We start from the raw sequence: 26,009 nt of genomic DNA on the forward strand, positions 1-26,009 counted from the left end.
GCCGGCCCACCCCGGGCCGGCGGCGGCTGACTTCAGCGGACCCGGGCCACTGCTTGGATGGCCTTCAGGCGGCCGTCCGAGAGCGCATCGACGAGGTTGTCGACGCGTTCGCGGAAGTCGGGGACGAACGCGTGCAGGCCGAGCGGGCCGGGTGGTTGCGACTGGATCGTTCGCATCAGGGCGCCGACGTGCTCGGTCAGGTCGGTCCACTGGTCGATGGCAAGTCCGGCCGATTCGATCACGGCACGCAGGGCCGGCGGTGTGACGAGATGGGTGTCATCGGGGACGTCCGCCCACGGCAACGGGTAGCTGAGCTCGTCCTGGTCGCCGGCGCAGATGTCCCACACCGCGAGTCGGCCGCCCATTTTCAGGACCCGCGTCGCTTCTTGGTAGAGACGGTCCTTGTCCGGCACGTTCATCTGGACGTGCTGGCTGAACACGACGTCGTACGACGAATCGGCCAGTGGTAGCGCGGTCACATCGCCCTGACGTACATCGATCCGATCGTCCAGGCCGACCAATTGGTTGAGCCAACGGGCTGTCTCGCAGTACTCGTCGGACAGGTCGACCGCCGTCACGCTGCAGCCGAATCGGGAGGCGAGGTACCTGGCCGTTCCTCCGATGCCGGTGCCGGCGTCGAGCACCTCGTCGTCCGGTGCGACGCCGACCAGGTCGACGAGTTGCATCGTCGCGATCCGTCCACCGGTGTGGTAGTCCTCGAGCATCGCGAGGTCCTCGGCCTGGAGTCCATCGAGCTTCTTGCCTGCGGCGGCAAGTGCCTGCTCGATGCCGGCCTTCGACCGGCCGGTCGTGTACTGCGAAGGAACTGGGCTGTCATTCATGCGATTTCCTCCGTGTGAGCGACCTCCGGGAGCGCCGTTACCCCATGGCGTGAGGCAATGTCGCGGACGGCCGCGGCGAGGAGGTCCGGGTGTTCGCTGGTGGTCAGGTGACCGCCCGGAAAGGTCAGGACCCCAGCCTCGGGGACCCGTTCGCGAGTCGCAGCGATCTGCCGATGCTCGTACGGATCCTCGTCGCTCCCACCGACGTACAACGGGATCGTCCCGTTGAGTTCCCGTGCGATCGCGGCGAAGTCCCAGCGCCTCGCGTTGCGCCGATGCTCCTTGACGAAACCGGCGCCCTCGTGGAGGAACCTCGCACCGTCGCGGCGGACCAAGGCGGACCACAACTCGAGGAGCTCCCGCCGGCTCGGGTGGTAGTTGCGGGAGTACATCTGGGCCTGCTGCCAGCCCCGGATGAACGACGCCGACGACCGCCCGACGGCACGCGCACCGAAAGCGCCGAGCGGGGAACGCAGGAGCGGTGTTCCTTGCCACGGGTGTGAATGCGCGTCGGCGAACAAACCGCCGTTCACCATGAAGACCGCGGTGATCCTCGGCGTCACCCGTTCAGGATCCAGTTGGCGCCGAAGGAGTTCCAGCAGAGCCAGCGAACTGTAGTCGAAGGTGACGACGACGGTACGACGTACGCCGTGGTGCCGCCACAAGGCCTGGACGAGCTCCGCCCGTCCTACCGTCGAATGTGGATAGCGCCTGGGCTTGTCCGAGTCGCCCTGGCCGACCGGCTCGACGTACAACCGTGGACCGAGGCCTGCTGGTAGCAGGCGATCCACCTGGGCCCAGCCGTACGATCCGTCAGGGAACCCTGGCAACATGGTCAACCAGACCGCGTTCGCCTCGACCGGCTCCGTCGGTGCGCGTTCGAAGACCTTGAGTACGCCGGGCCCGGCGGTGACTCGTTCGTCGGTCAGGACCCGTGCCCGCTTCGCGTCGTACCACAGGCGCTGCCCGTCGGCGAACCACTCGTCTGCGGTTACCCAGACCTTGTCTGCTTGCGGTACGGCGACTGATGTCTCCTTGCTCATCGTGGACTCCTCAGGAAGGTTGCTTAGTGGACGCTGTCCACATTAGGCACACTTAGTGGACGGTGTCCACATTGTTATCCTGAGCGGATGACGGCAGCGGAGGAAGCACCACGGTCGCGGCGACGCCCGCGTGGCGACGTACGGGCCGGCCTCGTGGCGGCCGGAGTCGAGTTGGCGCGCAGCGGCGGGCCGGACGCGGTGGTACTTCGGGAAGCGACCCGGGCCGTCGGCGTCGTACCCAACGCGGCCTATCGGCACTTCGCGGACCGCGACGAGTTGCTCGCCGAAGTCTGTAGCGCGGCGATGAACGAGCTGGCGGAGCGGATGGCCGCGGAGATCGGACGCGTCCGCGGCAAGCGTGGTAACCCAGCCGCCGCACAGCGTCGGCTGGGTGCGATCGGGGCGGCCTATCTCGAGTTCGCCCGTGACGAGCCCGGACTGTTCGCTACCGCGTTCGCCGTGCCACAGCAGCACGCGTACGCCGGCCGCGACACGGGTGACGCACCGGATCGAACACCTCTGGGCCTGCTACGTGCCGCCCTGGACGAACTGGTCGAAGCAGGCGTACTCGATCCGCAACGACGTGACGGGATCGAGTACCCGATCTGGTCCCTCGTCCATGGGACCGCGGTCCTCACCGGCCAGGGTCCGCTCCGCGACGCCTCCGGCGTCGAGCTCCGCCAGATCCAGGCGCGGACCCTGGCTTTTATCGGCAACAGCCTCGCGTGACGCCGCCGACTACGAAGCCATCCAGTTCTGGATGCCTTCGACCGTGCGGGGCATGGCTTCGGAGAGGTTTTCGGGCCCGTTGTCTGTGATGAGGATGTCGTCCTCGATGCGGATGCCGATGCCGCGGAGGTCCTCGGGGACGGTGAGGTCGTCGGACTGGAAGTAGAGGCCGGGCTCGACGGTGAGGACGTAGCCGGGCTGGACGGGACCCTTGCGGTAGTTCTCGTCGCGGGCCGACGCGCAGTCGTGGACGTCGAGGCCGAGCATGTGGCTGACACCGTGCAGGGTGTAGCGCTGGTACAGGCGGCTCTCGGGGTCGAGCGCCTCCTCGGCCGATACCGGCAGCAGCTCCATCGCGTCCAGGCCGCGGACGATGACCTCCATCGCCGCCTCGTGCCCTGCGCGGAACGTCGCACCCGGCGTGAGCGCGGCGATCCCGGCGTTCTGCGCGTCCAGCACCAGCTGGTACAGGTCTCGCTGGCGCGGCGTGAACTCACCGCTCACGGGCAGCGTCCGCGTGATGTCCGCGGTGTACAGCTGCCGGTTCTCGACGCCCATGTCGAGCAGCATCAGCGTGCCGTCGTTGACCGGGCCGTCGTTCTCGATCCAGTGCAGCGTGGTTGCGTGCGGACCGGCCGCGGCGATCGACGTGTATCCGACATCGTTGCCCTCGGCACGGGCCCGGCGCCAGAACGTGCCCTCGATCCAGCGTTCGCCGTACTGCCGGACCTTGTCCATCTCGGCGAGTACGTCGGAGAAACCGCGGTGCGTTATGGCGACGGCGTCCCGCAGCTGCTCGAGCTCGTACGCGTCCTTGACCAGCCGCAGCTCGGACAGCGTCGCCGCGAACTCCCCGTCCTTGAGCTGCTCCGTCCGGGCACCGCTCAGCAGCGAAGCGATCGACTCGTCCTCGCCCCGCCGTGCCCGCGTCGGTACGTCGCTCTTCAGCGCGTCGGCCAACTGGTCGACGTGCCGCGTCTCGATCCCGAACTCCTTGCCGGTCTCGGTCAGCGACGGGCGCCGGCCGGCCCACAGCTCGCCGTACATCCGGTCGCGCCAGAACTCCTCGCCCTGCGAGCGGTCGGCGCGCGGGCGGAAGTACAGCACCGAGTCGTGGCCGGTGGTGCCGTTCGGCTCCAGGACGAGCACCGCGTCGGAGGTCTGGTTGCCGGTCAGCCACACGTAGTCGGTGTGCGGCCGGAAGACGTAGTCGGTGTCGTTCGAGCGCACTTTGTAGGTGCCGGCCGGGATCACGAGCCGCTCGCCCGGGAACGCCTGCGACAGCGCGTCACGGCGCTTCGCCGCCCACACCCCGACGTCGCTCGGTGACAGATCGTGCCGCTCGGAGTCCGCCCAGCCGGAGTTCATGAAGGCGCGCAGCTTCGCGCTCGGCTCGTTGTCGTGCGAGGCCGTCTTCGGAGCGTCCTGCGCGGTGGTCTCGGTCGTGTCGGTCATCGTCGACCAGTCCTCATCTCGGCGCCGTGGTGGTGGCGCCGGTCGTGGCTACGGGTGCAGTTGGTCCCCGCGAAGCGTGCCGCTGTGGGGGAGCGCCTCGGCGGGGTCGGAACCGATGCGGGTGATCGCATTGTCCTCGTCCACGAAGACTACGCTCGGCTCGAAGACCTTCGCCTCGGCGGTGTCGAACATCCCGTACGCGATCAGGATCACCAGGTCACCCGGGTGGATCAGGTGCGCCGCGGCCCCGTTGATCCCGACGATCCCGGACCCGCGCGGCCCTTCGATCAGGTACGTCGACAGCCGCTCACCGTTGGTGATGTCGACGATGTCCACCTTCTCGCCGGGCAGCAGGTCGGCCGCCTCCATCAGAGCCGCGTCCAGCGTGCACGATCCGACATAGTCCAGATCGGCCTGCGTCACCTTCGCCCGGTGCACCTTCGCCCGCATCATTTCTCTCAACACAGAATCATCTCCCGCCACATGGCGGCCATGATCCGGGCGAATCCGGTTCCTGTCAGTGGCCGCCATCACCCAACCGGTTCAGCTTGCCGTTCGACTGAGGGCCGGCGGCGGAGCGAGTCGCCTTCGACGTCGACGTTCGGGAGGAGGCGGTTCAGCCAGGCAGGGAGGTACCAGGCGTGCCGCCCGAGAAGGGCCATCACCGCCGGTACGACGGTCATCCGTACGACGAACGCGTCGAGAGCGACCGCGAGGGCCAGCGCGAAGCCCATCTCGCGGATCAGCGTCTCGCCGGACAGGATGAACCCGGAGAAGACCGCGGTCATGATCACCGCAGCCGCGGTCACCACCCGCGCCCCGTGCGCGAACCCGTCGACCACCGCCACCCGGGGTGCGGCGCCGTGCACGTGCTCCTCGCGCATCCGCGTCACCAGGAAGATCTGGTAGTCCATCGCGAGCCCGAACACCACCCCGATCAGGAAGATCGGCAGCATGCTGATCACCGGCCCGGTCTGTCCCGAGATGCCGAACAGCCCGGCCAGCCAGCCCCACTGGAAGACCGCGACCAGGGCGCCGAACGTGGCCACGACGGTGAGCAGGAACCCGAGCGTGGCCTTCAGTGGCACCAGGATCGAGCGGAACACCAGCATCAGCAGCAGGAACGCGAGGCCGATGATGAGTGACAGGTACGGCAACAGCGCGCCGCCGAGCTTGTCCGAGATGTCGATGCTGACCGCGGTCGCGCCGGTGACCGCCACCTCGGCACGATCCTGGTCGGGCATCGAACGGATCGCCTCGACCAGGTCCTTGGTCTGCTGCGTACTCGGGCCGCTCGACGGGATCACGGTCAGCAACGCCGTGTTCCCGGCCGGGTTGAAGACCGGTGGCGTCACCATCGTCACGTCCGGCAGCCCGCGTACGGCGGCTGCGGTCGCGGTGGCCGCCGTCCGCGGATCGGCAGAAGCGCCTGCGTCCACGACCACCATCAGCGGCCCGTTGAACCCGGGCCCGAAGCCCTCGGAGAGCATCTCGTACGCCTTGCGCTGGGTCGAGTCGGGCGCCGCGGTGCTGTCGTCGGGCAGCCCGAGCTCGAGATCGGTCGCCGGGATCGCGAGCGTGCCGAGACCGATCACGGTCACCACGAGCACCGCCAACGGGCGCCGGGTGACGAAGCCAGCCCACCGGCGGCCGATCGTCGTCCGTCCGGCCGCTTCCGGATCGCCGCCGCGGAGACCGGGGATGCGACCGCCGAGCACCCGCCGTCCTGCGAACCCGAGCAGGGCCGGCAGCAGAGTGAGCGCGATCGCGACCGCGATGACCACGGTGAACGCGGCGGCCAGGCCCATCTGGGTGAGGAACGGGATGTCGACCACGAACAGCCCGGCCAGCGCGATCACCACGGTCAGGCCGGCGAAGACCACAGCAGAGCCGGCGGTGCCGACCGCTCGGCCCACCGCCTCCTCCGGCTCCAGTCCGCTGCTCAGCTCATGCCGGTAGCGGGACATGATGAAGAGCGCGTAGTCGATCGAGACCGCGAGGCCGATCATCAGCGCGAGGATCGGCGTACCGGACCCGATGTCGACGAAACCGCTGATGGTCGAGATCGCGGTCACCCCGAGCCCTACCCCGATGATTGCTGACAGCAACGGCAGTCCGGCGGCGATCAACGAGCCGAAGGTGATCAGCAGTACGACGGCAGCCACGCCGATACCGATCACCTCGGTGAGCTGCTGCTCGTTCTGTGGTTGCAGCGCGTCGCCGCCGTACTCGACCGTGAGTCCGGACGCGCGGGCCGGTTCGACCGCGACGGCGATGGCCTCCTGCGCTTCCGGCGTGATCTCCTGCGAGGGGACCTTGTAGGTCACCTGCGCGTAGCCGGTGCGGCCGTCGGAGGAGATCGCCTTGGCGCTGAAGGGGTCGACGACCCGGGCGACCTGCGGTGCGGTCGCGAGCCGATCCAGGGTCTGCTGGACCTGTGGCGTGTCGGTGAGCTTCTGGCCGGCGGGTGCCTGGAAGACGATCCGGGCGGTCGCGGCGTCGGCGCCGGCCTGCGGGAAGCGGTCGTTGAGCAGATCCGCGGCGCGCTGCGACTCGGTGCCGGGGATCGAGAAGCCGTTGGCGGTCGGGCCGGAGAGTGTGCCGGCGCCGACTGCTCCGGCAGCCAGCAGTCCCAGCCATACCAGGAGCACGAACCGGCGGCGGCGGAACGCGAATCGGCCGAGCCGGTAGAGGTACGTAGCCATGCGGTCGATGCTTCCGGCACGCGGCCGTCGTTCGCGTCTGCTCCCGGTGGGCTTCTCGCCGTACCGCGTTCGCCGTACCCGCTACTGCGTCTGCGGTACGCCGGGACGCACGAGGCCGGTCTGGTACGCCAGTACGACGAGCTGCGCGCGGTCGCGGCAGTCGAGTTTCACCATCGCCCGGTTCACGTGGGTCTTCGCCGTCGACGGGGAGAGCACGAGGCGCTCGGCGATCTCGTCGTTGGACAGGCCGAGGGCGACCAGGCCGACGATCTCGCGTTCGCGGTCGGTGAGGACGTCGAGGACCGTGGGTCCGACCTGGTGGCCGGAGGTGGGTTCGGCGAGGAAGCGGTTGATCAGGCCGCGGACGGCCTTCGGGGACAGCAGGGCGTCGCCGCGGGCGACCACGCGGATGGCGTCGATCAGCTCGGCCGGTTCGACGCTCTTGCCGAGGAAGCCGCTGGCGCCGGCGCGGATCGCGTCGAACACGTACTCGTCCACCTCGAACGTCGTCAGGATCAGCACCTTGACGCCCGCGAGCGCCTCGTCCGCGGTGATCATCCGGGTCGCCGCGAGGCCGTCGACCTCGGGCATCCGGATGTCCATCAGCACCACGTCGGCCCGCTCGGACCGCGCCAGCTCGACGGCTTCCCGCCCGTTCGACGCCTCAGCAACGACCTCCAGATCGGGTACTGAACTCACCAGCACCCGGAACCCGCTCCGGATCAACGTCTGATCGTCCGCCAGCAACACCCTGATCGTCACCCAGGTCTCCCGTCTCCAGAGGAAGCACAGCATGTACGGCGAACCCGCCACCAGCCGCAGGCCCCGCGTGCAGCTCTCCGCCGACGGCGCTCACACGCTCCCGCATCCCCACCAGCCCGTGCCCACCATGCGCAGCGCCCGTCACAGGAGGTAGAGCGGGTCCGTTGGTGACGGTGATCTCGAGCGCGCCGGACCGGTGGAGCAGCTGAACCTCCGCCGCCGCGCCGGGGGCGTGTTTGAGGACGTTGGTGAGGGACTCCTGGACGATGCGGTACGCCGTGAGTTCTATGACGTCCGGTAGCGCGCCCAGCGAGGCAGGTGGCGTCCAGTCGACCTCTACACCGGCTGCGGTGAAGGAGCGGATGAGGGCGTCCAGCTCGTGCAGGGACGGAGTAGGCGCCGTGGGAAGCGGTGAGCCGGAGCGACGCAGGACGCCGAGGAGCACGGTGAGTTCTTGGAGCACGGTGCGACCACCGGAGCGGACCAGCGACAGGGCGCGTTCCGCCTCGTCCGGTTGAGTGCGGAGGACATGCGCCGCGACACCGGACTGCACGTTCATCAGTGCGATGTGGTGTGCGATCACGTCGTGCAGCTCATGCGCGATCCGCAACCGTTCTTCGATCACCCGCCGCTGTGCCTCTTCGTCCCGCGACTGCTCGGCCCGCACGGCGCGCTCCTCCAGCTCCAGCAGGTATGCGCGCCGGTATCGGACCGCTTCCCCGATCGCGCCCGAGAACAGCACGAAGAAGGTCAGACCGAGGTTGTCGAGGACGTCCCCGCCGACGAACAACACTTCGGCGGTCAAGCTGAGCAGCGCCGTGGCGACGACCGCGATCGAGCGTGTCGGCCGGTCCTTCGCCAGGACGACGGTGTACGCCGCGACGCCCATGTAGATGACGATCGGGCTCTTGCCCTGCTCGGCGATCACGAACGTCGTGGTGATCACGGTGGTGATCGCCAGCACGAGCAGCGGCGCCCGGCGCCGGAACGTGATCACGACCGCACCGGCGATGGCGAGCAGCACCACCGTCTGGTTCAGCTGGATCCGCTCACCGACGTGCCGTCCACCCGGCACCACCAGGTTGATCAGCAGGATCGCGAGGGCGACAGCAAGGTCCAGCGCCAACGGGTGCCGCGCCAAGGCACGACAGAACCGGGTGAGCCGTTCCATCCCTTCACAGTACGTGACCGCCCGCCGAACCACCTCGTCCAGCAGCAGTATCCCCGCCGTACCGCAGGCGCGGTACTAGATGGTCGACGCCCGTACGGCGAGTTCTCGGAGGGTTTCGTAGCGGGGGCGGAGGGCGGCGACGCGGGACGCCTCGTCCGGGACCGGCGTCAGGTGTTCGCCTCCTGGGGCAGGGGAGAGGCCGAGGGCCACCGCGGCGGCGCCGCGGGCGCCGACCTCGGCTTCGGCGCAGACCGTGGTCGGGCGGGCGAAGGTGGCGGTCAGGCAGCGGCGCCACCACTCGGAGGCGTCGATCCCGCCGCCGCCGAGGACGACCTCCAGTTCCTGCGCGAACAACGAGTCGAGGATCCGCAGTCCGCGGTCGATCTCCAGTGACGCGCCTTGGAGTGCTGCCGCGAGCAGGTCGGCGGGGCTGTCGTCGAACGAGAGGCCGAAGTACACACCGGATCCGCCGGGCACCACCGCGGGTGGCCTCGTGCCGGCCATGAACGGGATCGCGATCGCACGCGTCGCCCCGATCTCGACCCCGGTCGGTTCGTCGGACTCCAGCCGCAGTACGCCGGTCAGCCACGCGTGCAGGTTGCCTGCGGCCGAGAACGCCATCCCGGTCACGGCCCGCTTGTCGTCGACCCGGTACCGCCACAGTTCCCACAGGAGCTCGGGCGCGTTCTCGATCGGGTGCACGACGCGTACGGCGGCCGACGTACCAACCGTCACCGCTGCGACGCCGGCGTCGTACCCACCCGTCCCGACGTTCGACGCGGCGCCGTCACCGGTCGGCGGATGCACGGGTACGCCGACCAGACCGGGCCAGCGGCGTTCGTACTCCTTGGACAACGTGCCCGTCCAGCCTGTCGGCACGATCGGCGGCAACCGGTCGGCCGTCACGCCCGCGATCTCCAGCGCCTCGTCGTCGTACGCACCGGTCGCGAGATCCAGCGTGCCGGTCCCGGACGCGATCGAGACGGACGTGACGCGTTCGCCGGTCAGTCGCTCGAGCACCAGGTCCGGCAGGCCGGCGAAGGCAGCCGGGGAGTCGTCGGCAAGGAGCCACGGAATCCGGCGGGTCCAGTACAGCCGGTGCAGCCACGCGCCGGTGCGCGCGTGGAACGCCCGCTCGTCGAACGACGTACCGAGACCGAGGTCGACCGAGCGCGTGTCGGCCCACGTGATCACCGGCGTGCGCGCGACACCTTTGTTGTTAAGAGCAACGATCGAGTGCCACTGTGAGGACAGCACGATCGCCCCGATCCCCTCGAGGTGGCCGTTCTGCTCGAGCTCGTCGAGGCACCCGAGCAGGCCCTCGACGTACTCGTGCAGGTCGAGCGTCGCCGAGCCGTCATGGCCGTACGTCGGGGAGATCTTGTGTCGCGCCAGCGCACCGGGGATCGGCGCGGCGTCTTCGGACGAGAGGACCAGTGCCCGTGCCGACGACGTCCCCAGGTCGAGGGCGAGCACCCGCTCCTCAGTCTTGGTCATGCAACGCCTTCAGGAAGGTCTGCGCCCAGAGGTTCACGTCGTGCGCTGCGAGGTGCTTGCGCATCGCCTTCATCCGCCGGCCGAGCTGCCGGTCGTCGGTGTTCATCGCGTCGACGATCGTGTCCTTCATCCCGTTGATGTCGTGCGGGTTCACCAGGAACGCCTGCCGGAACTCGTCCGCCGCCCCGGCGAACTCGCTCAGCACCAGCGCGCCGGTGTCGTCGTACCGCGTCGACACGTACTCCTTGGCGACCAGGTTCATCCCGTCCCGCAACGGCGTCACGACCGCAACGTCAGCGGCCCGCAGCAACGCGGCCATCTCGGTCCGCGAGTACGTCGTGTGCAGGTAGTTGATCGCCGGCGTACCGATCCGGCCGTGCTCGCCGTTGATCCGCCCGACCAGGAGCTCGATCTCGTCGCGCAGCACGCGGTACTGCTCGACACGCTCCCGGGACGGCGTCGCGACCTGGATGAACACCGCGTCGTCGACCGAGATCCGCTTCTCGTCCAGCAGTTCGCCGAACGCGCGCAGCCGTTGCCGGATGCCCTTGGTGTAGTCGAGCCGGTCGACGCCGAGCAGGATGTGCGTCGGGTTGCCGACCTCCTCGCGCATCTCGGCCGCGCGGGCCGTCGTCTCCGGCTGCCGGGCGAGGCTCTCCAGTTCGTTGACGTCGATCGAGATCGGGAAGGCCTTCGCCCGGACGATCCGGTCGTCGGGCAGGTGGATCCGGTCGCCGCGGGTCCGCAGGCCCATCCGGTTGCGGGCCAGCCGGGCGAAGTTGGACGCCGCGCCGGGGCGCTGGAAACCGACCAGGTCCGCGCCCATCAGCCCGTCCAGGATCTGCCGCCGCCACGGCATCTGCGCGAACAGCTCGGTCGGCGGGAACGGGATGTGCAGGAAGAACCCGATGCGTACGTCGGGACGCAGCCGGCGCAGCATCGCGGGGACGAGCTGCAGCTGGTAGTCGTGCACCCACACGTCGGCGTTGTCGTCGGCGGCCTCCGCGGCGGCCTCCGCGAACCGCCGGTTCACCGCGACGTACGACTCCCACCACTCGCGATGGAACTCCGGCGCCACGATCACGTCGTGGTACAGCGGCCAGAGCGTCGCGTTGGAGAAACCCTCGTAGTACAGCTGGACGTCCTCGGCCGAGAGCATCACCGGGACCAGGTGCATACCGTCGTTGTCGAACGGATCCACCTTCTCGTCCGGGCTCCCGGTCCAGCCGATCCAGGCACCGTGATGACCCTGCATCACCGGCGCCAGGGCCGTGACGAGCCCGCCCGGACTTCGGCGCCACGCCGTACTGCCGTCGGGCATCTCGATCCGGTCGACCGGCAGCCGGTTGGCCACCACTACGAAGGAACTCCTACCGTTCGGCATATTCAGTTCATCCACTCAAATCGTCGTCGTCACCGGGGTAGCGGACCCCGATCTGTCTCCTGGTTTCGTCGAGCAGGTCGAGAATCTCGAGGGTGGCGGCGTGGGGGAGGGCCGGCACTTCGATCAGCCCTTCGCGCAGCGCTTGCATGACTGCGGTTGCCTCATAGTGGTACCCACGACCATGCGTGGGTACCTCGATCCGCTCCGCTCCGGAAGCGGTCGTGCGCACGTAGTACTCGGGGTGGTGGAAACGGTGCGGGACCTGCAGGTTTCCGTCCGGTCCGCTGATCGACGCGACCCACGGGTTCTGCGACCGCAGGCCGCAGGTCAGCGCGGCGACCGCGCCGGACTCGTACCGCCAGGCCATCGCGACGTTCAGGTCGATGCCGTCGTCGTTCAGCGAACCGACTGCCTTCACCTCCGCCGGACGGCCGAGCGCCAGGTAGGCGAACGTCATCGGGTAGATGCCGCCGTCCATCAGAGAGCCTCCCCCGAGCGCCGGGTCGAGCAGGCGAACCGGCAGGGAAGGCTTGTGGAACGCGAAGTCCGCCACCACCTGCTGCGGCTCGCCGATCACCCCGCTGTCCAGGTCCTCGAAGAGCGCCTGGATCACCGGGTTCGTGCGCATCCACATCGCCTCGGCGAACAGTGTGTGGTGCTCCTTGGCGACCGCGATCAGGTCCCGGGCCTGCGCCGCGGTCAGCGTGACGGGCTTCTCGCACAGTACGGCGACGCCGGCCTGCAACGCCGTACGGGCGACGGCGTAGTGCTGCGGATGCGGCGTACCGATGTAGATCACGTCGACCTCGCCGGAGTCGATCAGCCGGCGGTAGTCGTCGTACGCGTGCGGGATGCCGAACTCGGCGGCGAACCTGTTCGCGCTGTCCTGGGAGCGGGACGCGACCGCGGTCGCGACGGCGTCGTCCGGAAGCAGCGCGAGATCGTGCGTGAACTGGGTCGAAATGTTGCCGGTCGCAACGATGCCCCACCTGACGCGATCTATACCCACTGTCTGAACTCCGGGGTCGGGAACGGTCCGTCTGCAGCGATTCTCGCGGTTTCCAAGGCGTGCGCCAAGCGAATGAGCGTGACCTCACTTCGCGCCGTACCGCTGATCGTGAGTCCGACCGGCAGTCCGGACACCACTCCGGACGGGACCGACAGCAGTGGATAACCGGCCAGGGCCGCGTGCGACGAGGAGCTGCCGAGCACGTGATCGCCGTTCACCAGGTCGATCGCCCAGGCCGGTGAGTACGCCGGGGATACCAGCGCGTCGAGCTGGTTGTCGCGGAGCAGGTTGTCGATGCCGTCCCGGCCCGCGCGGAGTGCGGTCAGGCGCGCGGCGACGTACACAGGGGAGCTGAGGCCCTCCGTGGCAGCAGCACGTTCAAACAGCTCCTGGCCGAACCACTGCAGCTCCTGGTCCGCATGCTTCTTGTTGAACGCTATGAGGTCGTCCAACGTCTGCGGGCCGCCAGGAGCGCGGGTAGCGAGGTACGACGCCATGTCGACCTTCAGCTCGTGGGCCAGCACCTGCAACTGGTCCTCGTCACCACCTGGTGTCGGCAACGACAGGTGGTCGACCAGCGTGGCTCCGCACTGGCTGAGGAGCTCCAGCGCTCGCTCGGTCACCTGGTCCAGGCCGTTCGAGTAGCCCCAGAGGGGACCGCGCGGTACGCCGATGCGCACGTTGCTGAGGTCCGTGCCGCGGCAGGCCTCCGTGTAGTCGGTCTGGCCGCCGGTGAGGACGGTGAGCAGGGCTGCAGCCTGGGTGACCGTCCTGGTCATCGGCCCGGCGGTGTCCTGCGAGTGCGAGATCGGGACGATGCCCTGCTGGGGGACCAGGCCGACTGTGGGCTTCAGGCCGACGACGCCGTTCAACGCGGCCGGGCAAACGATTGAGCCGTTGGTCTCGGTGCCGATCGCGTAGTCCGCCAGGCCCGCCGCGACCGCGGCGCCGGAGCCGGACGAGGAGCCGCCGGCCGAGCGGTTCAACGCGTACGGGTTGCGGGTGAGGCCGCCGTACGCGCTCCAGCCGGACGAGGACGCCGAGCCGCGGAAGTTCGCCCACTCGCTCAGATTGCTCTTCCCCAGGATCACGCAGCCCGCCGCGCGCAACCGCCGTACCAGCGGGGCGTCTTCCGGCGGCGGTGGCTGGTCGGCCAGCGCCAGCGAGCCGGCCGTGGTCGGCAGGTCCGCGGTGTCGATGTTGTCCTTGACCAGCACCGGCACGCCGTGCAGCGGCCCACGGACCCGGCCCTCGTCACGCTCGGTGTCGAGTCGGGCGGCTTCGGTGAGCGCGGCGGGGTTAGGGGTGCAGACGGCGTTGACCAGCGGGTCGACCTCACGAATCCGCCCCTGCAACTCCTCCACCAGCGCCACGCTGGACGGAGTTGAGCTCACTTGAACGATCCTGCCAGACTCGGGTGCGTCCCGTTGTCTTGTCAGCGACACGCTTCGTGTCGCCCGAGCGGTGAATGACATCGCTGTTGTTCAGCACGTAGAGTGGCAGGCGGACGGACGATCACCGACCGCACAGGAGTCAGCTGCACATGGACAGCGCCAACGCCAGCTCTTCCGGCCCGGCCGAAGCTGCGCAGCCGGCTGTTGCCGGACTCTCGGAGCGTGACGGCCAGATCCTTGCTTTTGAGCGGCACTGGTGGAAGTACGCCGGAGCGAAGGAACAGGCGATCCGGGACCAGTTCCAGATGTCGGCGACCCGGTACTACCAGGTCCTGAACGCACTCATCGACCGGCCCGAGGCCCTCGCGCACGACCCGCTGCTGGTCAAGCGCCTGCGCCGCCTCCGTGCCGCCCGCCAGCGCGCCCGCTCCGCACGCCGACTGGGCATCGAGGTCTGACCATGTCCCGCCGCCTCAGGGCGTGCCTCGCTGCCCCACGCCCGCGGGGCGAGCAGGGGCAGGTCCTGTCCTCCCTCGTCGCGGTGGCTGCCGTGGTGGCGATCGTGGCCGGACTGCTGGTGCTGTTCGGGACGCGAGAACACGACAGCAAGGCCGACGAGAAGCCGGCCGGCGTGAGTACGCCGAAGCCCACCTCCGGGCCGTCGACCGTCGGCGCCAGCGTGCCGCGACCGTCCACGAAGCCGACCACCGAGCCGACCGATGCACCGACCAGTGCGCCGAGTAGCGAGCCGCCGTCGACCGCGCCGACCCAGCCGACCGAGACCACGCAGCCGACCGAGACCACGCAGCCGACCGAGACCGCGCAGCCGACCGAGACCACGCCGTCGACTCAGCCGACCCAGCCGGTGGTGACGATCCCGGCGGAGGAACGGCCGGCGATCGAGGTGTACAACAACACCGCGCGCAAGGGTCTCGCCGACACCGTCGCGAACCGCGCCCGGCAGGCCGGCTGGACCGTGTCCGGGTCGCCGGACAACTGGCACGGCAAGATCGCCGAGAGCACGGTCTACTACCCGCCGGGCATGCTCGACGCCGCCAACCAACTCGCCCACGACCTCGGCATCGGCCGGACCAAGGGCGCACTGGACAACATGAAGAAGGATCGCCTGACCGTGATCCTGACCTCGGACTACAGCGGATGAGCGAGCGAACAATCAAGCACAGCGTGCTTCGTGTCTCATCCGCGCCCGGAGCGAAGCGAGGACGTGGATGAGCACCCCGGTCATCGAGACCGACTCGGGACGAGAGGGCTGGGAGGCCATCGTCTCGGACCCGGCGACCGCGGTGATCTCGTCCGACTTCGACGGCGTACTCTCGCCGCTCGTCGAGGATCCGGCGCGATCCCGGCCGGTCGAAGGCGCCCTGGATGCACTGGCCCGGCTCGCCCGGAGCGTGAACCAGGTCGCGATCGTCACCGGCCGGCCTGCACTGGTCGCCACCGAGCTGTCCGGTGTGAGCGGTTACCCGGGGCTGGGCAATCTCGTCGTACTCGGGCACTACGGGCTGGAGCGCTGGGACGCGGCGACGGGCAAGGTGACGAGCGACCCGGTGCCGGAGGGCGTCGCGACGGCGCGGGACCGGTTGCCGGGGCTGCTGCGCGAGGTCGGCGTACCGGATGCGTTCGTGGAGGACAAGGACAGCTCGCTGGCTGTGCACACGCGTCGGCTGGAGGATCCGGTCCGGGCCCTTGAACTGCTGCGGGCGCCGTTGAGAGCGCTGGCTCAGGAGGCCGGGCTGAGGCTGGAGCCGGGCAACCTCGTGCTCGAACTACGGCCGCCCGGCATCGACAAGGGCATCGCGCTCCGCCGCCTGATCGAATCCACCGGCGCGCGGTCGATCCTGTACGCCGGGGACGACCTGGGCGACCTTGCGGCGTACCGGGCGATCCAGGAGCAGCGGGACGCCGGACTACGCGGCGTACTGCTCGCTACGCGGTCCTCGAACGCGACCGAGCTGATCGAGGCCGCGGACATCGTCGTCGACGACCCGAGTGGTGTGGTGACCGTCCTCACGGCCCTTTCGGACGCGATCTCAGCCCGCTGAACGCCTGCGTCACGGTCTTGCCGATCGGCTGGACCGGGCGCTCGACGTACCCGCCCTCCTTCAGATCGGCGAGCCGTTCGAACGGGTTGCGCGACGCCGGGTCACCGGTGAGCAGGAACGAGACGACCACGCCCACGACGTACAGCGGGAGCATCGGCAGGCCGATCAGCCAGAAGTACTGCCACGAATGCCGCTCCTCGTGCCGGAGGAGCGCCGGGTTGTCGAAGTACACCCGCTCGTGCTTGCTCAGCACGACATTCCCGATCGTGAACGCCCCCGCGACCGGAAACCCGAGCTTGTACCCGTTCGCGAAGAACAACCCCCGAGGCCCCCGACTGAACGAAGCCCGCCCCAGAACCCCCACCACCGCCCCGGCAACCGTGGACAGATTCACAAAGTTCCCCACCAACTTCACCCACTGCCAGCCGGTCATGGCTCAGTATCGAGCCGATGTCCTAATGTCTCAATTCTCAGGACATCCGCTGATCTGGTTGTCGGCGGTGTGGGTCAGACTGGGGCGGTGAGTTCGGTGGTGCGGGTTTGGCGTCCTGGGCGGGTGGTGGATCCGCATTCGGTGATCGGGGGGTTGCGTAAGGGGCCTGGGGATCCGGCGTACGTGTTCGACGCGGCGCGGCGGACGGTGTGGCGGGCTACGCGGACTCCGGACGGGGCGGTGTTGTTGCGGTTGACGCCGTACGCCGGGTTTGTCGAGGCGGAGGCTTGGGGGCCGGGGTCGGAGTGGGCGCTCGACGGCGTGCCGGAGTTGCTGGGGGAGCGCGACAGCTGGGACGGGTTCGAGCCGCTGCCGGAGCATCGGGCGCTGGTGGACGCGGCGCGGCGGTTCCCGGATGTGCGTGTGCCGCGGACTCGGGCGGTGTTCGAGGCGATGGCGGCGGCCGGGATCGAGCAGGTGGTGACCGGCAAGGAGGCGTTCCGGGCGTGGCGGCTGCTGCTGCGTGAGTACGGCGAGCCTGCGCCGGGCCCGACGCCTCCGGACGGACGGCAGATGATGGTGCCGCCGGCGCCCGAGGAGTGGCGGCAGATCCCGTCGTGGCAGTGGCTGCGAGCGGGTGTCGAGGGCAGACGGTCGCGGGTTGTCATCACGGCGGCGACGCGGGCGAAGGCGCTGGAGCGGACGCTCGAGCTGAGCGACTCCGACGAGATCGAGCGGCGGTTGCGGTCGCTGCCCGGGGTCGGGGTGTGGACGGCGGCCGAGGTACGGCAGCGCGCTCACGGGGACGCGGACGCGTTCTCGTTCGCGGACTATCACGTGTCGCGGAACGTGTCGTACGCGCTGATCGGCGAGGAACTCGACGACGACGGCTGCGCCGAGCTGATCGAGCCGTACCGCGGCCACCGCTTCCGCGTCCAGCGCCTCCTCGAGCTCGCCGGCATCGGCCACCCGCGCTACGGCCCCCGCAAGGCGCTGCCCACTCACACCCCGGGAGCAACGCATCGCTTGAGGTGACACTGGGCACCGGATCGGCACAATGACGATCGACGGGGACGGTCTGTACCTGGTGGCAGGTCTGGCGTTGCTCCTCGGCGCCGTTCTTCCGCGTCTCTTACGCCGGTACGCCGTCTCCGCGCCGATCGCGTTCATCGGTGCCGGGATGCTGCTCGGGCCGGCCGTGGATCGCACCCACCTGAGCCCGATCGCCGAGCCCACGCTGACCAAGCATCTGGCGGCGCTGACCGTGATCGTCGCGCTGATGGGCGTCGGCCTGGCAATCGACCGGCCGATCAATCTCTTCACCTGGACGGTGACCTGGCGGTTGTTGTTCGTCGCGATGCCGGCGGGGATCGCAGCGCTGACCGGAGTCGGGTGGTTGCTCGGGTTGGCTCCGGCTACCGCGCTCCTCGTAGCAGCGGTCCTGGCGCCGACAGACCCGGTGCTCGCGTCCGACGTACAGGTGGATGGGCCGACGACCGGCGAGGACGCCGAGCTCGACGAGGACGACGAGGTGCGGTTCGCCCTGACGTCCGAGGCTGGGCTGAACGACGGGCTCGCGGCGCCGTTCGTCTACCTGGCGGTGTTCATCGCGACCAAGAGCTTCTCGCCGTGGCAGTGGGTCGCCTGGGACGTGGTCGGGAAGGCCGTGATCGGTGTCGCCATCGGCTTCGGTGCCGGCTGGTTGCTCGGGCGGATGACCTTCTCGGCTCCCGCTCGGAGCTTGCGGCTGTCCGAGTCGCGGGAGCCGGTGCTCGCGCTGGCCATGACGCTGGGCGTCTACGGGCTCACGCAGGTGCTGCACGGCTACGGGTTCATCGCCGTGTTCGTCGCTGCACTTACTCTGCGGTCGGTGGAGAGCAAGCACGAGTTCCACGGGGAGCTGCACGACTTCATCGGCGAGCTCGAGCACATCCTCACGTGGGGAGTCCTGCTCCTGCTCGGTGCCGCGGTCACGGCGGGGCTCCTGGAGCCGCTCACGTTGACTGGCGCGGCAGTCGGCGTACTGCTGGTTGTGGTAGTGCGTCCGCTGCTCGGGTGGCTGTCGCTCGCGCGATCGGGGTTGCGCCGGTCCGAGCGCTGGGCGATCTCGGCGTTCGGCGTCCGGGGTGTGTCGTCGGTCTACTACCTCGCCGCGACCGGAGCGCACTTCCGGGACGAGCTGCCGTGGCTGTGGGCGACACTGGGGTTCACGGTGATCCTGAGCGTGGTCCTGCACGGGATCGCGGCGACTCCGGTGATGCGCTTCCTGGAGCGCCGCAGCTGAGATCGCGTGTCTCGGATGGTGGGATCACAAGACACAATATGGACCCGATTGGGTAATCTCGGGGGAGCTCATCCAGAGGGACTGAGGGAAACGGCCCGTTGAAGTCCCGGCAACCCTCCCCGTCGAGCCCCCGCCCGGGGCGTCTCGCGGTGGAACGGTGCCAAATCCGTCCCGCCGCCGAGATCCGGTGTTCGCGGGGAAGATGAGAGGGGAACCTCACTCATGAGCCTGACCGCCGCCACCCACACGATCCGTGAAGGTGCCTTCGGCAACGGTACGCACCTGAGCTGTCGCGCCTGTGGGGCGAAGTCGCCGCTCGGCCCGTTCTACGCCTGTATGGAGTGCTTCGGTCCGCTCGAGGTCGGATACGAGTACCCGACCATCACCCGTGAGCAGATCGAGGCCGGACCCAAGAACATCTGGCGGTACCAGCCGCTGCTGCCCGTCCCCGTCGACGTGGCCAGCTTCCCGAACACCGAGCCCGGCTACACCCGGCTCGTCGACGCGCAGAACCTGGCCCGCGAGCTCGGGCTCAGGAAGCTCTGGGTGAAGGACGACTCCGGCAACCCGACCCACTCCTTCAAGGACCGGGTGGTTGCATCGGCGTTGAGCGCCACCCGCGAGCTCGGCATGAAGGTCTTCGCCTGCCCCTCCACCGGCAACCTGGCCAACGCGGTCGCCGCGGCCGCGGCCCGGGCCGGCATCCGCTCGGTCGTGTTCATCCCGCACGACCTCGAGCGCCCGAAGGTGATCACCACTGCCGTGTACGGCGGGACGCTGGTCGCCGTCGAGGGCAACTACGACGACGTGAACAAGCTGGCCTCCGAGATCGCCGGTGAGGAGGAAGGCTGGGCGTTCGTGAACGTGAACGTGCGCCCGTACTACTCCGAAGGCTCCAAGACCCTCGCCTTCGAGATCGCCGAGCAGCTCGGCTGGCGGATCCCGCAGCAGGTCGTGATCCCGGTCGCGTCCGGCTCGCAGCTGACCAAGATCGACAAGGGCTTCACCGAGCTCGGCAAGCTCGGCCTCGTCGACGCCACCGACTACAAGATCTACGGCGCGCAGGCGACCGGCTGCTCGCCCGTCGCGCAGGCGTTCCGCGACGGCCACGACGTGGTCAAGCCGGTGAAGCCGGACACGATCGCGAAGTCGCTGGCGATCGGCAACCCGGCCGACGGGCCCTATGTCCTGGACGTCGCCCGCCGTACCGGTGGCGCGATCGAGGACGTCAGCGACGAAGAGGTCGTCGAGGGCATCCAGTTGCTGGCCCGGACCGAGGGCATCTTCGCGGAGACCGCGGGTGGTGTGACCGTCGCGACGCTGAAGAAGCTGATCGCGACCGGGCAGCTCGACCCCGAGGCCGAGACCGTCATCATCAACTCCGGCGACGGGCTGAAGACGCTCGACGCCGTGGCCGACCGGGTCGGCCCCAAGGTGACCATCCCCGCGTCGTACGACGCCTTCGTGAAGGCAGGCCTGCAGTGAGTGTGAGCGTTCGCGTCCCGACCATCCTGCGGCCCTACACCCAGGGCGTGTCCGAGGTGTCCGCCGAGGGCGCGACCCTGACCGAGGTGCTCGACTCGCTCGACGCGTCGTACCCGGGGATCAAGGGCCGCGTACTGGACGACTCGGGCGAGCTGCGCCGGTTCGTGAACGTGTACGTCGACGACGACGACGTACGCTTCGCCGACGGCCTGCAGACCACGATCAAGGACGGCGGCCAGGTCTCCATCATCCCGGCGGTCGCGGGCGGCTGATTGAGCTGCTCTGATGCGTGCGGTTGTCATCTCGGAGTACGGCGTACTTCCTGAGATTCGTGAGGTTGCGGAGCCTGCGGTTGCGGACGGCTCGGTTGTCCTGAAGGTTGAGGCGACCGGGCTGTGCCGTAGTGACTGGCATGGCTGGATGGGGCATGACTCCGACATCGTGCTGCCGCATGTGCCGGGCCATGAGCTCGCCGGCACGATCGCCGCGGTTGGGGCGGGTGTGAGCGGGTGGGCGGTCGGGGATCGGGTGACGACGCCGTTCATCTGCGCGTGCGGTGCATGCGAGCAGTGCCTCGAGGGCAACCAGCAGGTGTGCCCCAACCAGCTGCAGCCTGGGTTCAACTACTGGGGTTCGTTCGCCGAGTACGTCGCTGTGCCGTACGCCGCTGTGAACCTGGTGCGACTGCCCGACGACATGGATTTCGCTACTGCCGCGGGGCTGGGCTGCCGCTTCGCCACGTCGTTCCGCGCCGTCCATCAGGTAGGACAGGTCGTCGCCGGTGAACGCGTGGCCGTCTTCGGATGCGGTGGCGTCGGCCTGTCCGCGGTCATGATCGCGACGGCTCTCGGCGCCGAGGTCATCGCCATCGACACCAACCCCGAAGCGCTGCAGCTGGCCCGCGAGTACGGCGCCGTACATGCGATCCACGCGTCTGCAGACACCGTTGCGCAGATCCATGACCTGGGCGGCGCTCACGTCACCATCGATGCGCTCGGCTCCAACGACGTCGTCCAGCAAGCCCTGCAAGCTCTCCGCCCACGAGGCCGTCACGTCCAGATCGGCCTCCTGCCCCAAGGCGTGCAGCTGGACGTCGGCCGCCTGATCGGCCAGGAACTCACCTGGCTCGGCAGCCACGGCATGCCCGCCCACGCCTACCCCGAAATGCTCGCCCTAGTTGCCACCGGCAACCTCAACCCCCAGCACCTCATCACCCGCACCATCCCCCTCGAACAAACCCCCGCCGCCCTGGCAGCCCTCACCAACGGCACCCCCGCCGGCGTCACGATCATCACTCCCTAGCCGGTCGCTCTGGACGTCGTCATCGCCCGGATACGACGATCGGTTCCCCGGCCGAGGAGGCGATGGACCTGATGTCTGCTACGCGATCCGAGCTCACCCACCTCGCAGATGTCCGCTACGCCCGCCTGGACGGCATCGACCTCTGCCTCGACGTACTAGGTCCGGCACCGCTGCCCACCACCCCGCTCCCGACCGTCGTACGAATCGACGGATGCCCAGGTTGGGGACCGGGTGATCGCTCGTCCGCCCTGCTGCCGTTCGCGAATCCCACCCTCGTGCGAGCAGGCTTCCTGACCGTAGCCATCTCCGTCCGACACAGCGGGCAGGCGATCTTCCCCGCGCAACTGCACGACGTACAGGCCGCCCTGGACTGGCTGCGCCGCAACCCGCTCGGCCTCCCGATCGATCCTGATCGCATCGGCATCTGGGGACAGTCCGCCGGGGGACACCTCGCAGCCCTCGCCGGCCTCGCGTCAGTTCGCCGTACGGCGGTGGCGAACGTCCACGCAGTAGTGACGATCAGCGGTCCGAGCGATCTCCTCCGTCCCGGCGGCGCCCTGCGGATCGACCGCCCTTCGCCGGTCACCGCGTTGGTCGGCGGCGACGTGTCCACGCATCGCGAACAGTTGCGCGCGGCAAGTCCGATCGCGCAGGTCAGCGCCGGCGCACCGCCCTTCCTGATCATCCACGGCACCGCGGACGAGACGGTTCCGTACGAGCAGGCCGAACGACTTCATCGCGCACTGCTAGCAGTCGGCGCGCCGTCGCGTCTCTTGGCGATCGACGGCGGGCGTCACGATCTCCGCGACGACTGGTATGCCGTGGCGGACGAGGCCGCACGCTTCTTTGCGGAACATTTTCGGCAGTAGGTGCAAACATCTTTCCGCAAAGCCCGGCCGCTACAACCTGATCAGGTAGACGGTGGGTGGGCGGCCGGTTCGGCCGTGTTGTTGGGTGCCGGTGGGGGCGGCTAGGCCGGCTCGTTCCAGGCGTTTGAGGACTCGACGGGCGGTGCGGAGCTGGACGGCTAGGTGGTCGGCTACGTCTTGGGTGGTGAGGCCGTCGGGGAGGGTGGCGGTGAGTTCGCGCATCCGGGCGAGGGTCTGGGTGTTGAGGCCGACCCGGCGGGCCAGTAGCGGGAGGCTCTCGGTGCCGCGGGCGCCGGACGGCTGGTCGCCGGAGGGCTCGATGACGATCTCGACGTCGTCGGACATCGAGACGACACCGGCGACAGAGCCGATCGAGGCGGCGCGGCCCACGGCGCGACGGGCGAGCGCCTCGGCTTCGGCCGCCGTACGGCCGACGCCGAAACCGACGTACGCCGTGCTGTGCCGGGCCGCCAGGTGGTCGAGCAGGGGCATCCGGGAGAACTGTTCGGTCGCCTGCTCCAGGAGCCCGCGGGTGGTGACGACGAGGTGCCGGCCGTCGGGGAGGGCGGCGAGGCTGCCGCCGAGCGTGATGAGGTCCGCGGCGAGCGCGTCGTCCGGTTCGGGCAGGTCGATGACGCCGAGCGCGACCTGGGCGTCGCCGACGTGCTGGCCGGTCGTGGTGAGGATCAGGGCCTGCAGGGTGGAGCGGATCGAGTACCGCGACGGCGCGAGCCGGACCGACGGCATCTCGTTCTCGATCAGGTGGAACGCCGAGCCCAGGCAGCTGATCGCGACCTTCGTGTCGTGCTTCTCGCGGGCCGTGCGGTGGAACGCGACGATGTCGTCCGAGGTCAGGCCCGGCCGGTACGGCAGCACCTGGATCTGGTCCGTCGGCAGCTTCGCCTCGATCAGGGTCTCCAGCACCTCGGACCGCCGCAGTGTGTCGATCGAGAACTGGGTGACGTTGTGCCCGAGGCGCAGGAGTTCGACGAGGGCGCGCAGCAGGGTCGCCCCGTCGTACGAGACGTACATCGCCGGCCGGTCGATCACCCCGGCCTCGGTGGCGATCGTGTACGGGACGACGCCGGTGAACAGGAAGGCGTCCACGTCCGAGTGCGACTGCTCGACGAGTTCGACGGCTTCGGTCTCGTGCCGGTACGCCAATGGCACGAGCCCGGTCCCGCTCGGGGCGCCGACCACCGTCACCCGCTGGACCAGGTCCTCAGGTCCGACCACGCCGACCGCAAGCGCCATCAGTCGACCCCGCCGACAGCTGAGCAGATCCTCACGCAGTCCTCCGACGACTTCTGGTCTGGCCCTCAAGTCGCAGAATAGCGCAGCGGGCTCCGAGATCTTGACGTTCAGGCCTTGCTCTCCTAGTTTCGGTCAAGACCACAACTACCGCCACCCCCTGAGGCGGATCCAGGGAGCGTCGGTGTGGTGGAGCGAAGGAGGGAGCGCGCCACCTCACTGCCCTTTTACCGATGCAGTTCCTCAAGGCAGCGGATGACCAGTTCGCGCTCGCCCGGCGGCAGATCCGGCCCGTACGGATCGTGCGCGGCCGTAGCCGCTATCAGGCCTTCCCACTCGGCCGCCCAGAGCATCCGCTGGACGTAGCCCTCGATCGGCGCGTAGAACGTCGCCGCCGCGAACCGGTCCAGCCGGTCCGACGCGGTCAGGAACGCCGAGTGGTCGCCGGCCGTCCAGGCCCGCAGTACGGCGGCCGACAACTCGACCTGCGCCGACGCGATCCCGACGAGCGCCGTGTCCGCGCCCCACATGAACGACGGCCCGTACATCCGGTCCTCGCCGGTGATCAACAGCTTCCCGCTGTCGCGCCCGGCCCAGATCGCGTCCTGGCACCCGATCGCGCGGTCCAGCGTCGCCGTTTTGACGCCGAGCATCGCGTCCAGCGACAGCAGATCGCGGATCAGTTCCGGTGGGTACGGGTACCCGCCGGCCTCGCCGTGCAGGTAGAAGCCGACCAGCGGCAGCCCGCTCTCGGCCGCCACCCGCTCGTGCAACGCGACCGCCTGCGCGTGCCCGTCCGGCAGTTCGCCTAGCGCTGCTAGCGGATAGACCATGACCGCATCGGCACCACCGGCCGCAGCGGCCCGCGCCATCTCCACGGTCGCGTCCGCGGCCTCCTCCAGCGTCCGGGCCGCGGAAGACTTCGGTACGCCGACACCCGCGACGATCGGTACGTCGGTAGCGGACCGCCACGTCTCGAGCACCTTCACGCGATCGCCCGGGGACAGGTAGAGCCCGCGCCCGGTGTGCGCCCACACCGCGACGCCGCCGACAGTGTGCTTCGTGAGCGAGACGGCGTACGCGGACAAGGCGTCGTACGCGACGATGCCGTCGGAGTCCATCGGGGTGACGACCGCGGGGAGCAGCGTGCCGCGGAGTCTTTCGACCAGTGGATGCATACGATGACCTCTCAGACGTCGTGCCCGAGACCGGGGCGCTTCGGTACGTCGATCCAGCCGTCGCAATCGGCGAACACGGTCGGGGCCAGCGGGTCCTCGTCGACCATCAACGGCCCCACCAGGTCCGCCGCGACGGTCGCTCCGGGTACGGCGGCGGCCAGGTGTACGGCGGCCAGCGTCGCGACACCCAGCTCTGGCATCGACCCTACCTTCACCGCGAGCCCCGCGGCCTCGGCCACGGCGGCGATCTGCAGCGCGCGGTGGAGCCCGCCGACCTTGAGGATCTTGATGTTCAGTACGTCGGCCGCACCGCGCCGTGCGATCTCCAGGGCGTCGTGCAGCGAGTGCATGCTCTCGTCGACCATCACGCGGACGTCGAGGCGGTCCCGCAGCCGTACTAGCCCGGTCAGGTCCCAGCGCGGAAGGGGCTGCTCGAGGAGAGTGAGGCCCGCCGCGCTCATCTTGGCGAGGTACGGGAGGGCTGTGGTTGCGTCGTACCCCTCGTTGGCGTCCAGGCACAGCTCCGCGTCGGCGGGGATCGCGGCGCGGACCGCCCGGATCAGTTCGAGGTCCTTCGCCGGGTCGTGACCGCCCTTGACCTTCAGGTGCATGAACCCGCGGTCGGCGTACTCCGCGGCCTCGGCGGCCATCTCGTCGAGGGTACCGAGGCCGACCACCCACGTGGTCTGCACGCGGTCGCGGACGCTGCCCCCGAGCAGGGCGTGGACCGGCCAGCCGCTGATCCGTCCGGCGAGGTCGAACAGCGCGATGTCGAGGCCGGCCTTGGCGACCTGCTGGCCGCGCAGTACGCCGTCCATCGTGACGTGAGCCCCCGCGCGGTCGAGCGGGTCGCGGCCGATCAGGGCCGGCGCGAGGTGCTCCTCGATCGCCGCCTGGACGCCCGCCAGCGTCTCGCCGGTGTACGCCGTCATCGGCGAGGTCTCGCCGATCCCGACGTCACCGTCGGCCGTGTGCACCTCGACGACCAGGCTGATCAACTCGTTGCTCACACCGCTGCTGATCTGGAACGGCCGGCGGTACGGCGCGCTCACCACGCGGGTCTTGATCGCACTGATCGGCGCGGCCCCGAAAGCCTCCGATCCCCCACCCGGCAACCCGGCCGGTTCTGCTGCAAGACTCATAACCGGCTCCT

25 protein-coding genes and 1 riboswitch are annotated in these 26,009 nt (G+C 69.3%); of the genes, 10 read left to right on the top strand and 15 right to left on the bottom strand.

The genetic code is table 11. The features are described from left to right. Positions 1-32: 32 nt before the first annotated feature. Positions 33-842 carry a class I SAM-dependent methyltransferase gene (locus EV647_RS16870; RefSeq protein ID WP_134003734.1) on the bottom strand — a complete coding sequence of 270 codons (810 nt, stop codon included), beginning with the start codon at positions 840-842 and terminating at the stop codon, positions 33-35. Next, on the bottom strand, positions 839-1,885 hold the full coding sequence (locus tag EV647_RS16875) for an alpha/beta fold hydrolase (protein WP_134003736.1): 1,047 nt from the start codon (positions 1,883-1,885) through the stop codon (positions 839-841). The genes EV647_RS16870 and EV647_RS16875 overlap by 4 nt, the downstream gene beginning before the upstream one ends. Before the next feature lie 87 nt (positions 1,886-1,972). On the opposite strand from EV647_RS16875, the gene EV647_RS16880 reads away from it, so the two are divergent. Next, positions 1,973-2,614, top strand: a complete 642-nt coding sequence (locus EV647_RS16880; RefSeq protein ID WP_134003738.1) for a TetR/AcrR family transcriptional regulator — start codon at positions 1,973-1,975, stop codon at positions 2,612-2,614. A gap of 9 nt (positions 2,615-2,623) precedes the next feature. Here EV647_RS16880 and EV647_RS16885 read toward each other — a convergent pair whose 3' ends face one another. The 9 genes from EV647_RS16885 to EV647_RS16925 form a co-directional block, all read right to left on the bottom strand. Next, complete coding sequence (locus EV647_RS16885) at positions 2,624-4,069, bottom strand: aminopeptidase P family protein (protein ID WP_134003740.1); 1,446 nt, start codon at positions 4,067-4,069, stop codon at positions 2,624-2,626. A 48-nt stretch (positions 4,070-4,117) separates the two neighbouring features. Beyond that, positions 4,118-4,522, bottom strand: a complete 405-nt coding sequence (gene panD / locus EV647_RS16890; protein WP_370343373.1) for an aspartate 1-decarboxylase — start codon at positions 4,520-4,522, stop codon at positions 4,118-4,120. Between the two features lie 77 nt (positions 4,523-4,599). Continuing rightward, positions 4,600-6,774, bottom strand: a complete 2,175-nt coding sequence (locus tag EV647_RS16895; protein WP_134003744.1) for an MMPL family transporter — start codon at positions 6,772-6,774, stop codon at positions 4,600-4,602. A gap of 81 nt (positions 6,775-6,855) precedes the next feature. Continuing rightward, on the bottom strand, positions 6,856-7,536 hold the full coding sequence (locus EV647_RS16900; RefSeq protein ID WP_134003746.1) for a response regulator transcription factor: 681 nt from the start codon (positions 7,534-7,536) through the stop codon (positions 6,856-6,858). Further along, a complete protein-coding gene (locus tag EV647_RS43030; RefSeq protein WP_134003748.1) occupies positions 7,439-8,707 on the bottom strand; it encodes a sensor histidine kinase in 1,269 nt (422 codons plus the stop codon). Before EV647_RS43030 ends, EV647_RS16900 begins: the two co-directional genes overlap by 98 nt. A gap of 75 nt (positions 8,708-8,782) precedes the next feature. After that, positions 8,783-10,204: an FGGY family carbohydrate kinase gene (locus EV647_RS16910; RefSeq protein WP_134003750.1), complete on the bottom strand. Its 1,422-nt coding sequence runs from the start codon at positions 10,202-10,204 to the stop codon at positions 8,783-8,785. Beyond that, positions 10,191-11,588: a trehalose-6-phosphate synthase gene (locus EV647_RS16915; RefSeq protein ID WP_134003752.1), complete on the bottom strand. Its 1,398-nt coding sequence runs from the start codon at positions 11,586-11,588 to the stop codon at positions 10,191-10,193. Before EV647_RS16915 ends, EV647_RS16910 begins: the two co-directional genes overlap by 14 nt. A 7-nt stretch (positions 11,589-11,595) precedes the next feature. After that, positions 11,596-12,597 (bottom strand): Gfo/Idh/MocA family protein, encoded by a 1,002-nt coding sequence (locus EV647_RS16920; RefSeq protein WP_134003754.1) that lies wholly within the window; start codon positions 12,595-12,597, stop codon positions 11,596-11,598. Beyond that, positions 12,588-13,991, bottom strand: coding sequence for an amidase (locus EV647_RS16925; RefSeq protein ID WP_238177246.1), 1,404 nt, complete (start codon positions 13,989-13,991; stop codon positions 12,588-12,590). The genes EV647_RS16920 and EV647_RS16925 overlap by 10 nt, the downstream gene beginning before the upstream one ends. A 149-nt stretch (positions 13,992-14,140) precedes the next feature. Between EV647_RS16925 and EV647_RS16930 the strand changes: the two genes are divergently transcribed. The 3 genes from EV647_RS16930 (at position 14,141) to otsB (ending at position 16,054) form a co-directional block, all read left to right on the top strand. Next, positions 14,141-14,449 carry a DUF3263 domain-containing protein gene (locus EV647_RS16930; protein ID WP_134003758.1) on the top strand — a complete coding sequence of 103 codons (309 nt, stop codon included), beginning with the start codon at positions 14,141-14,143 and terminating at the stop codon, positions 14,447-14,449. 2 nt (positions 14,450-14,451) lie between these two features. Next, positions 14,452-15,153 (top strand): LytR C-terminal domain-containing protein, encoded by a 702-nt coding sequence (locus EV647_RS16935; RefSeq protein WP_134003759.1) that lies wholly within the window; start codon positions 14,452-14,454, stop codon positions 15,151-15,153. 67 nt (positions 15,154-15,220) lie between these two features. Next, positions 15,221-16,054: a trehalose-phosphatase gene (gene otsB, locus EV647_RS16940; protein WP_134003761.1), complete on the top strand. Its 834-nt coding sequence runs from the start codon at positions 15,221-15,223 to the stop codon at positions 16,052-16,054. Here the strand turns inward: otsB and EV647_RS16945 are convergent. Continuing rightward, entirely contained in the window at positions 16,020-16,460 is a 441-nt protein-coding gene (locus EV647_RS16945) for a hypothetical protein (RefSeq protein WP_238175505.1), read from the bottom strand. The genes otsB and EV647_RS16945 overlap by 35 nt on opposite strands. A 114-nt stretch (positions 16,461-16,574) precedes the next feature. Between EV647_RS16945 and EV647_RS16950 the strand changes: the two genes are divergently transcribed. The 6 genes from EV647_RS16950 (at position 16,575) to EV647_RS16975 (ending at position 22,427) form a co-directional block, all read left to right on the top strand. Next, a complete protein-coding gene (locus EV647_RS16950) occupies positions 16,575-17,522 on the top strand; it encodes a DNA-3-methyladenine glycosylase (protein ID WP_238177247.1) in 948 nt (315 codons plus the stop codon). Between the two features lie 22 nt (positions 17,523-17,544). After that, a complete protein-coding gene (locus tag EV647_RS16955; RefSeq protein WP_134003767.1) occupies positions 17,545-18,771 on the top strand; it encodes a sodium:proton antiporter in 1,227 nt (408 codons plus the stop codon). 65 nt (positions 18,772-18,836) lie between these two features. After that, positions 18,837-18,980: riboswitch (SAM riboswitch) on the top strand. A 13-nt stretch (positions 18,981-18,993) separates the two neighbouring features. Continuing rightward, positions 18,994-20,256, top strand: a complete 1,263-nt coding sequence (gene thrC, locus EV647_RS16960; RefSeq protein ID WP_134003769.1) for a threonine synthase — start codon at positions 18,994-18,996, stop codon at positions 20,254-20,256. After that, positions 20,253-20,528, top strand: a complete 276-nt coding sequence (locus EV647_RS16965; protein WP_130383007.1) for a ubiquitin-like small modifier protein 1 — start codon at positions 20,253-20,255, stop codon at positions 20,526-20,528. The genes thrC and EV647_RS16965 overlap by 4 nt, the downstream gene beginning before the upstream one ends. Positions 20,529-20,541: 13 nt before the next feature. Next, positions 20,542-21,558, top strand: a complete 1,017-nt coding sequence (locus EV647_RS16970; RefSeq protein ID WP_134003771.1) for a zinc-dependent alcohol dehydrogenase family protein — start codon at positions 20,542-20,544, stop codon at positions 21,556-21,558. 71 nt (positions 21,559-21,629) lie between these two features. Beyond that, the gene (locus tag EV647_RS16975; RefSeq protein ID WP_166680355.1) at positions 21,630-22,427 is read left to right on the top strand and encodes a prolyl oligopeptidase family serine peptidase; all 798 of its coding nucleotides are present in this window, start codon (positions 21,630-21,632) and stop codon (positions 22,425-22,427) included. A gap of 30 nt (positions 22,428-22,457) precedes the next feature. Here the strand turns inward: EV647_RS16975 and EV647_RS16980 are convergent, their stop codons facing one another. The 3 genes from EV647_RS16980 to EV647_RS16990 form a co-directional block, all read right to left on the bottom strand. Then, positions 22,458-23,681: a hypothetical protein gene (locus EV647_RS16980; RefSeq protein WP_134003775.1), complete on the bottom strand. Its 1,224-nt coding sequence runs from the start codon at positions 23,679-23,681 to the stop codon at positions 22,458-22,460. A gap of 224 nt (positions 23,682-23,905) precedes the next feature. Next, positions 23,906-24,856 carry a dihydrodipicolinate synthase family protein gene (locus tag EV647_RS16985; protein WP_134003777.1) on the bottom strand — a complete coding sequence of 317 codons (951 nt, stop codon included), beginning with the start codon at positions 24,854-24,856 and terminating at the stop codon, positions 23,906-23,908. Positions 24,857-24,867: 11 nt separating this feature from the next. Further along, complete coding sequence (locus EV647_RS16990; RefSeq protein WP_134003779.1) at positions 24,868-25,998, bottom strand: mandelate racemase/muconate lactonizing enzyme family protein; 1,131 nt, start codon at positions 25,996-25,998, stop codon at positions 24,868-24,870. Positions 25,999-26,009: the final 11 nt, after the last annotated feature.

The sequence above is a fragment of the Kribbella sp. VKM Ac-2566 genome (genome assembly GCF_004366005.1).
GTDB classification, from domain to species: Bacteria; Actinomycetota; Actinomycetes; order Propionibacteriales; family Kribbellaceae; genus Kribbella; species Kribbella pratensis.

Bases quoted from the DNA above. Each gene is read 5' to 3' on its own strand.
- EV647_RS16975 (WP_166680355.1), top strand. From the start codon at position 21,630: ATGTCTGCTACGCGATCCGAGCTCACCCACCTCGCAGATGTCCGCTAC.
- EV647_RS16930 (WP_134003758.1), top strand. From the start codon at position 14,141: ATGGACAGCGCCAACGCCAGCTCTTCCGGCCCGGCCGAAGCTGCGCAG.
- EV647_RS16915 (WP_134003752.1), bottom strand. From the start codon at position 11,588: ATGCCGAACGGTAGGAGTTCCTTCGTAGTGGTGGCCAACCGGCTGCCG.
- EV647_RS16970 (WP_134003771.1), top strand. From the start codon at position 20,542: ATGCGTGCGGTTGTCATCTCGGAGTACGGCGTACTTCCTGAGATTCGT.
- panD (WP_370343373.1), bottom strand. From the start codon at position 4,522: ATGATGCGGGCGAAGGTGCACCGGGCGAAGGTGACGCAGGCCGATCTG.
- EV647_RS16875 (WP_134003736.1), bottom strand. From the start codon at position 1,885: ATGAGCAAGGAGACATCAGTCGCCGTACCGCAAGCAGACAAGGTCTGG.
- EV647_RS16955 (WP_134003767.1), top strand. From the start codon at position 17,545: ATGACGATCGACGGGGACGGTCTGTACCTGGTGGCAGGTCTGGCGTTG.
- otsB (WP_134003761.1), top strand. From the start codon at position 15,221: ATGAGCACCCCGGTCATCGAGACCGACTCGGGACGAGAGGGCTGGGAG.
- EV647_RS16985 (WP_134003777.1), bottom strand. From the start codon at position 24,856: ATGCATCCACTGGTCGAAAGACTCCGCGGCACGCTGCTCCCCGCGGTC.
- EV647_RS16895 (WP_134003744.1), bottom strand. From the start codon at position 6,774: ATGGCTACGTACCTCTACCGGCTCGGCCGATTCGCGTTCCGCCGCCGC.
- EV647_RS43030 (WP_134003748.1), bottom strand. From the start codon at position 8,707: ATGGAACGGCTCACCCGGTTCTGTCGTGCCTTGGCGCGGCACCCGTTG.
- EV647_RS16870 (WP_134003734.1), bottom strand. From the start codon at position 842: ATGAATGACAGCCCAGTTCCTTCGCAGTACACGACCGGCCGGTCGAAG.
- EV647_RS16990 (WP_134003779.1), bottom strand. From the start codon at position 25,998: ATGAGTCTTGCAGCAGAACCGGCCGGGTTGCCGGGTGGGGGATCGGAG.
- EV647_RS16980 (WP_134003775.1), bottom strand. From the start codon at position 23,681: ATGGCGCTTGCGGTCGGCGTGGTCGGACCTGAGGACCTGGTCCAGCGG.
- EV647_RS16885 (WP_134003740.1), bottom strand. From the start codon at position 4,069: ATGACCGACACGACCGAGACCACCGCGCAGGACGCTCCGAAGACGGCC.
- EV647_RS16880 (WP_134003738.1), top strand. From the start codon at position 1,973: ATGACGGCAGCGGAGGAAGCACCACGGTCGCGGCGACGCCCGCGTGGC.
- EV647_RS16910 (WP_134003750.1), bottom strand. From the start codon at position 10,204: ATGACCAAGACTGAGGAGCGGGTGCTCGCCCTCGACCTGGGGACGTCG.
- thrC (WP_134003769.1), top strand. From the start codon at position 18,994: ATGAGCCTGACCGCCGCCACCCACACGATCCGTGAAGGTGCCTTCGGC.
- EV647_RS16935 (WP_134003759.1), top strand. From the start codon at position 14,452: ATGTCCCGCCGCCTCAGGGCGTGCCTCGCTGCCCCACGCCCGCGGGGC.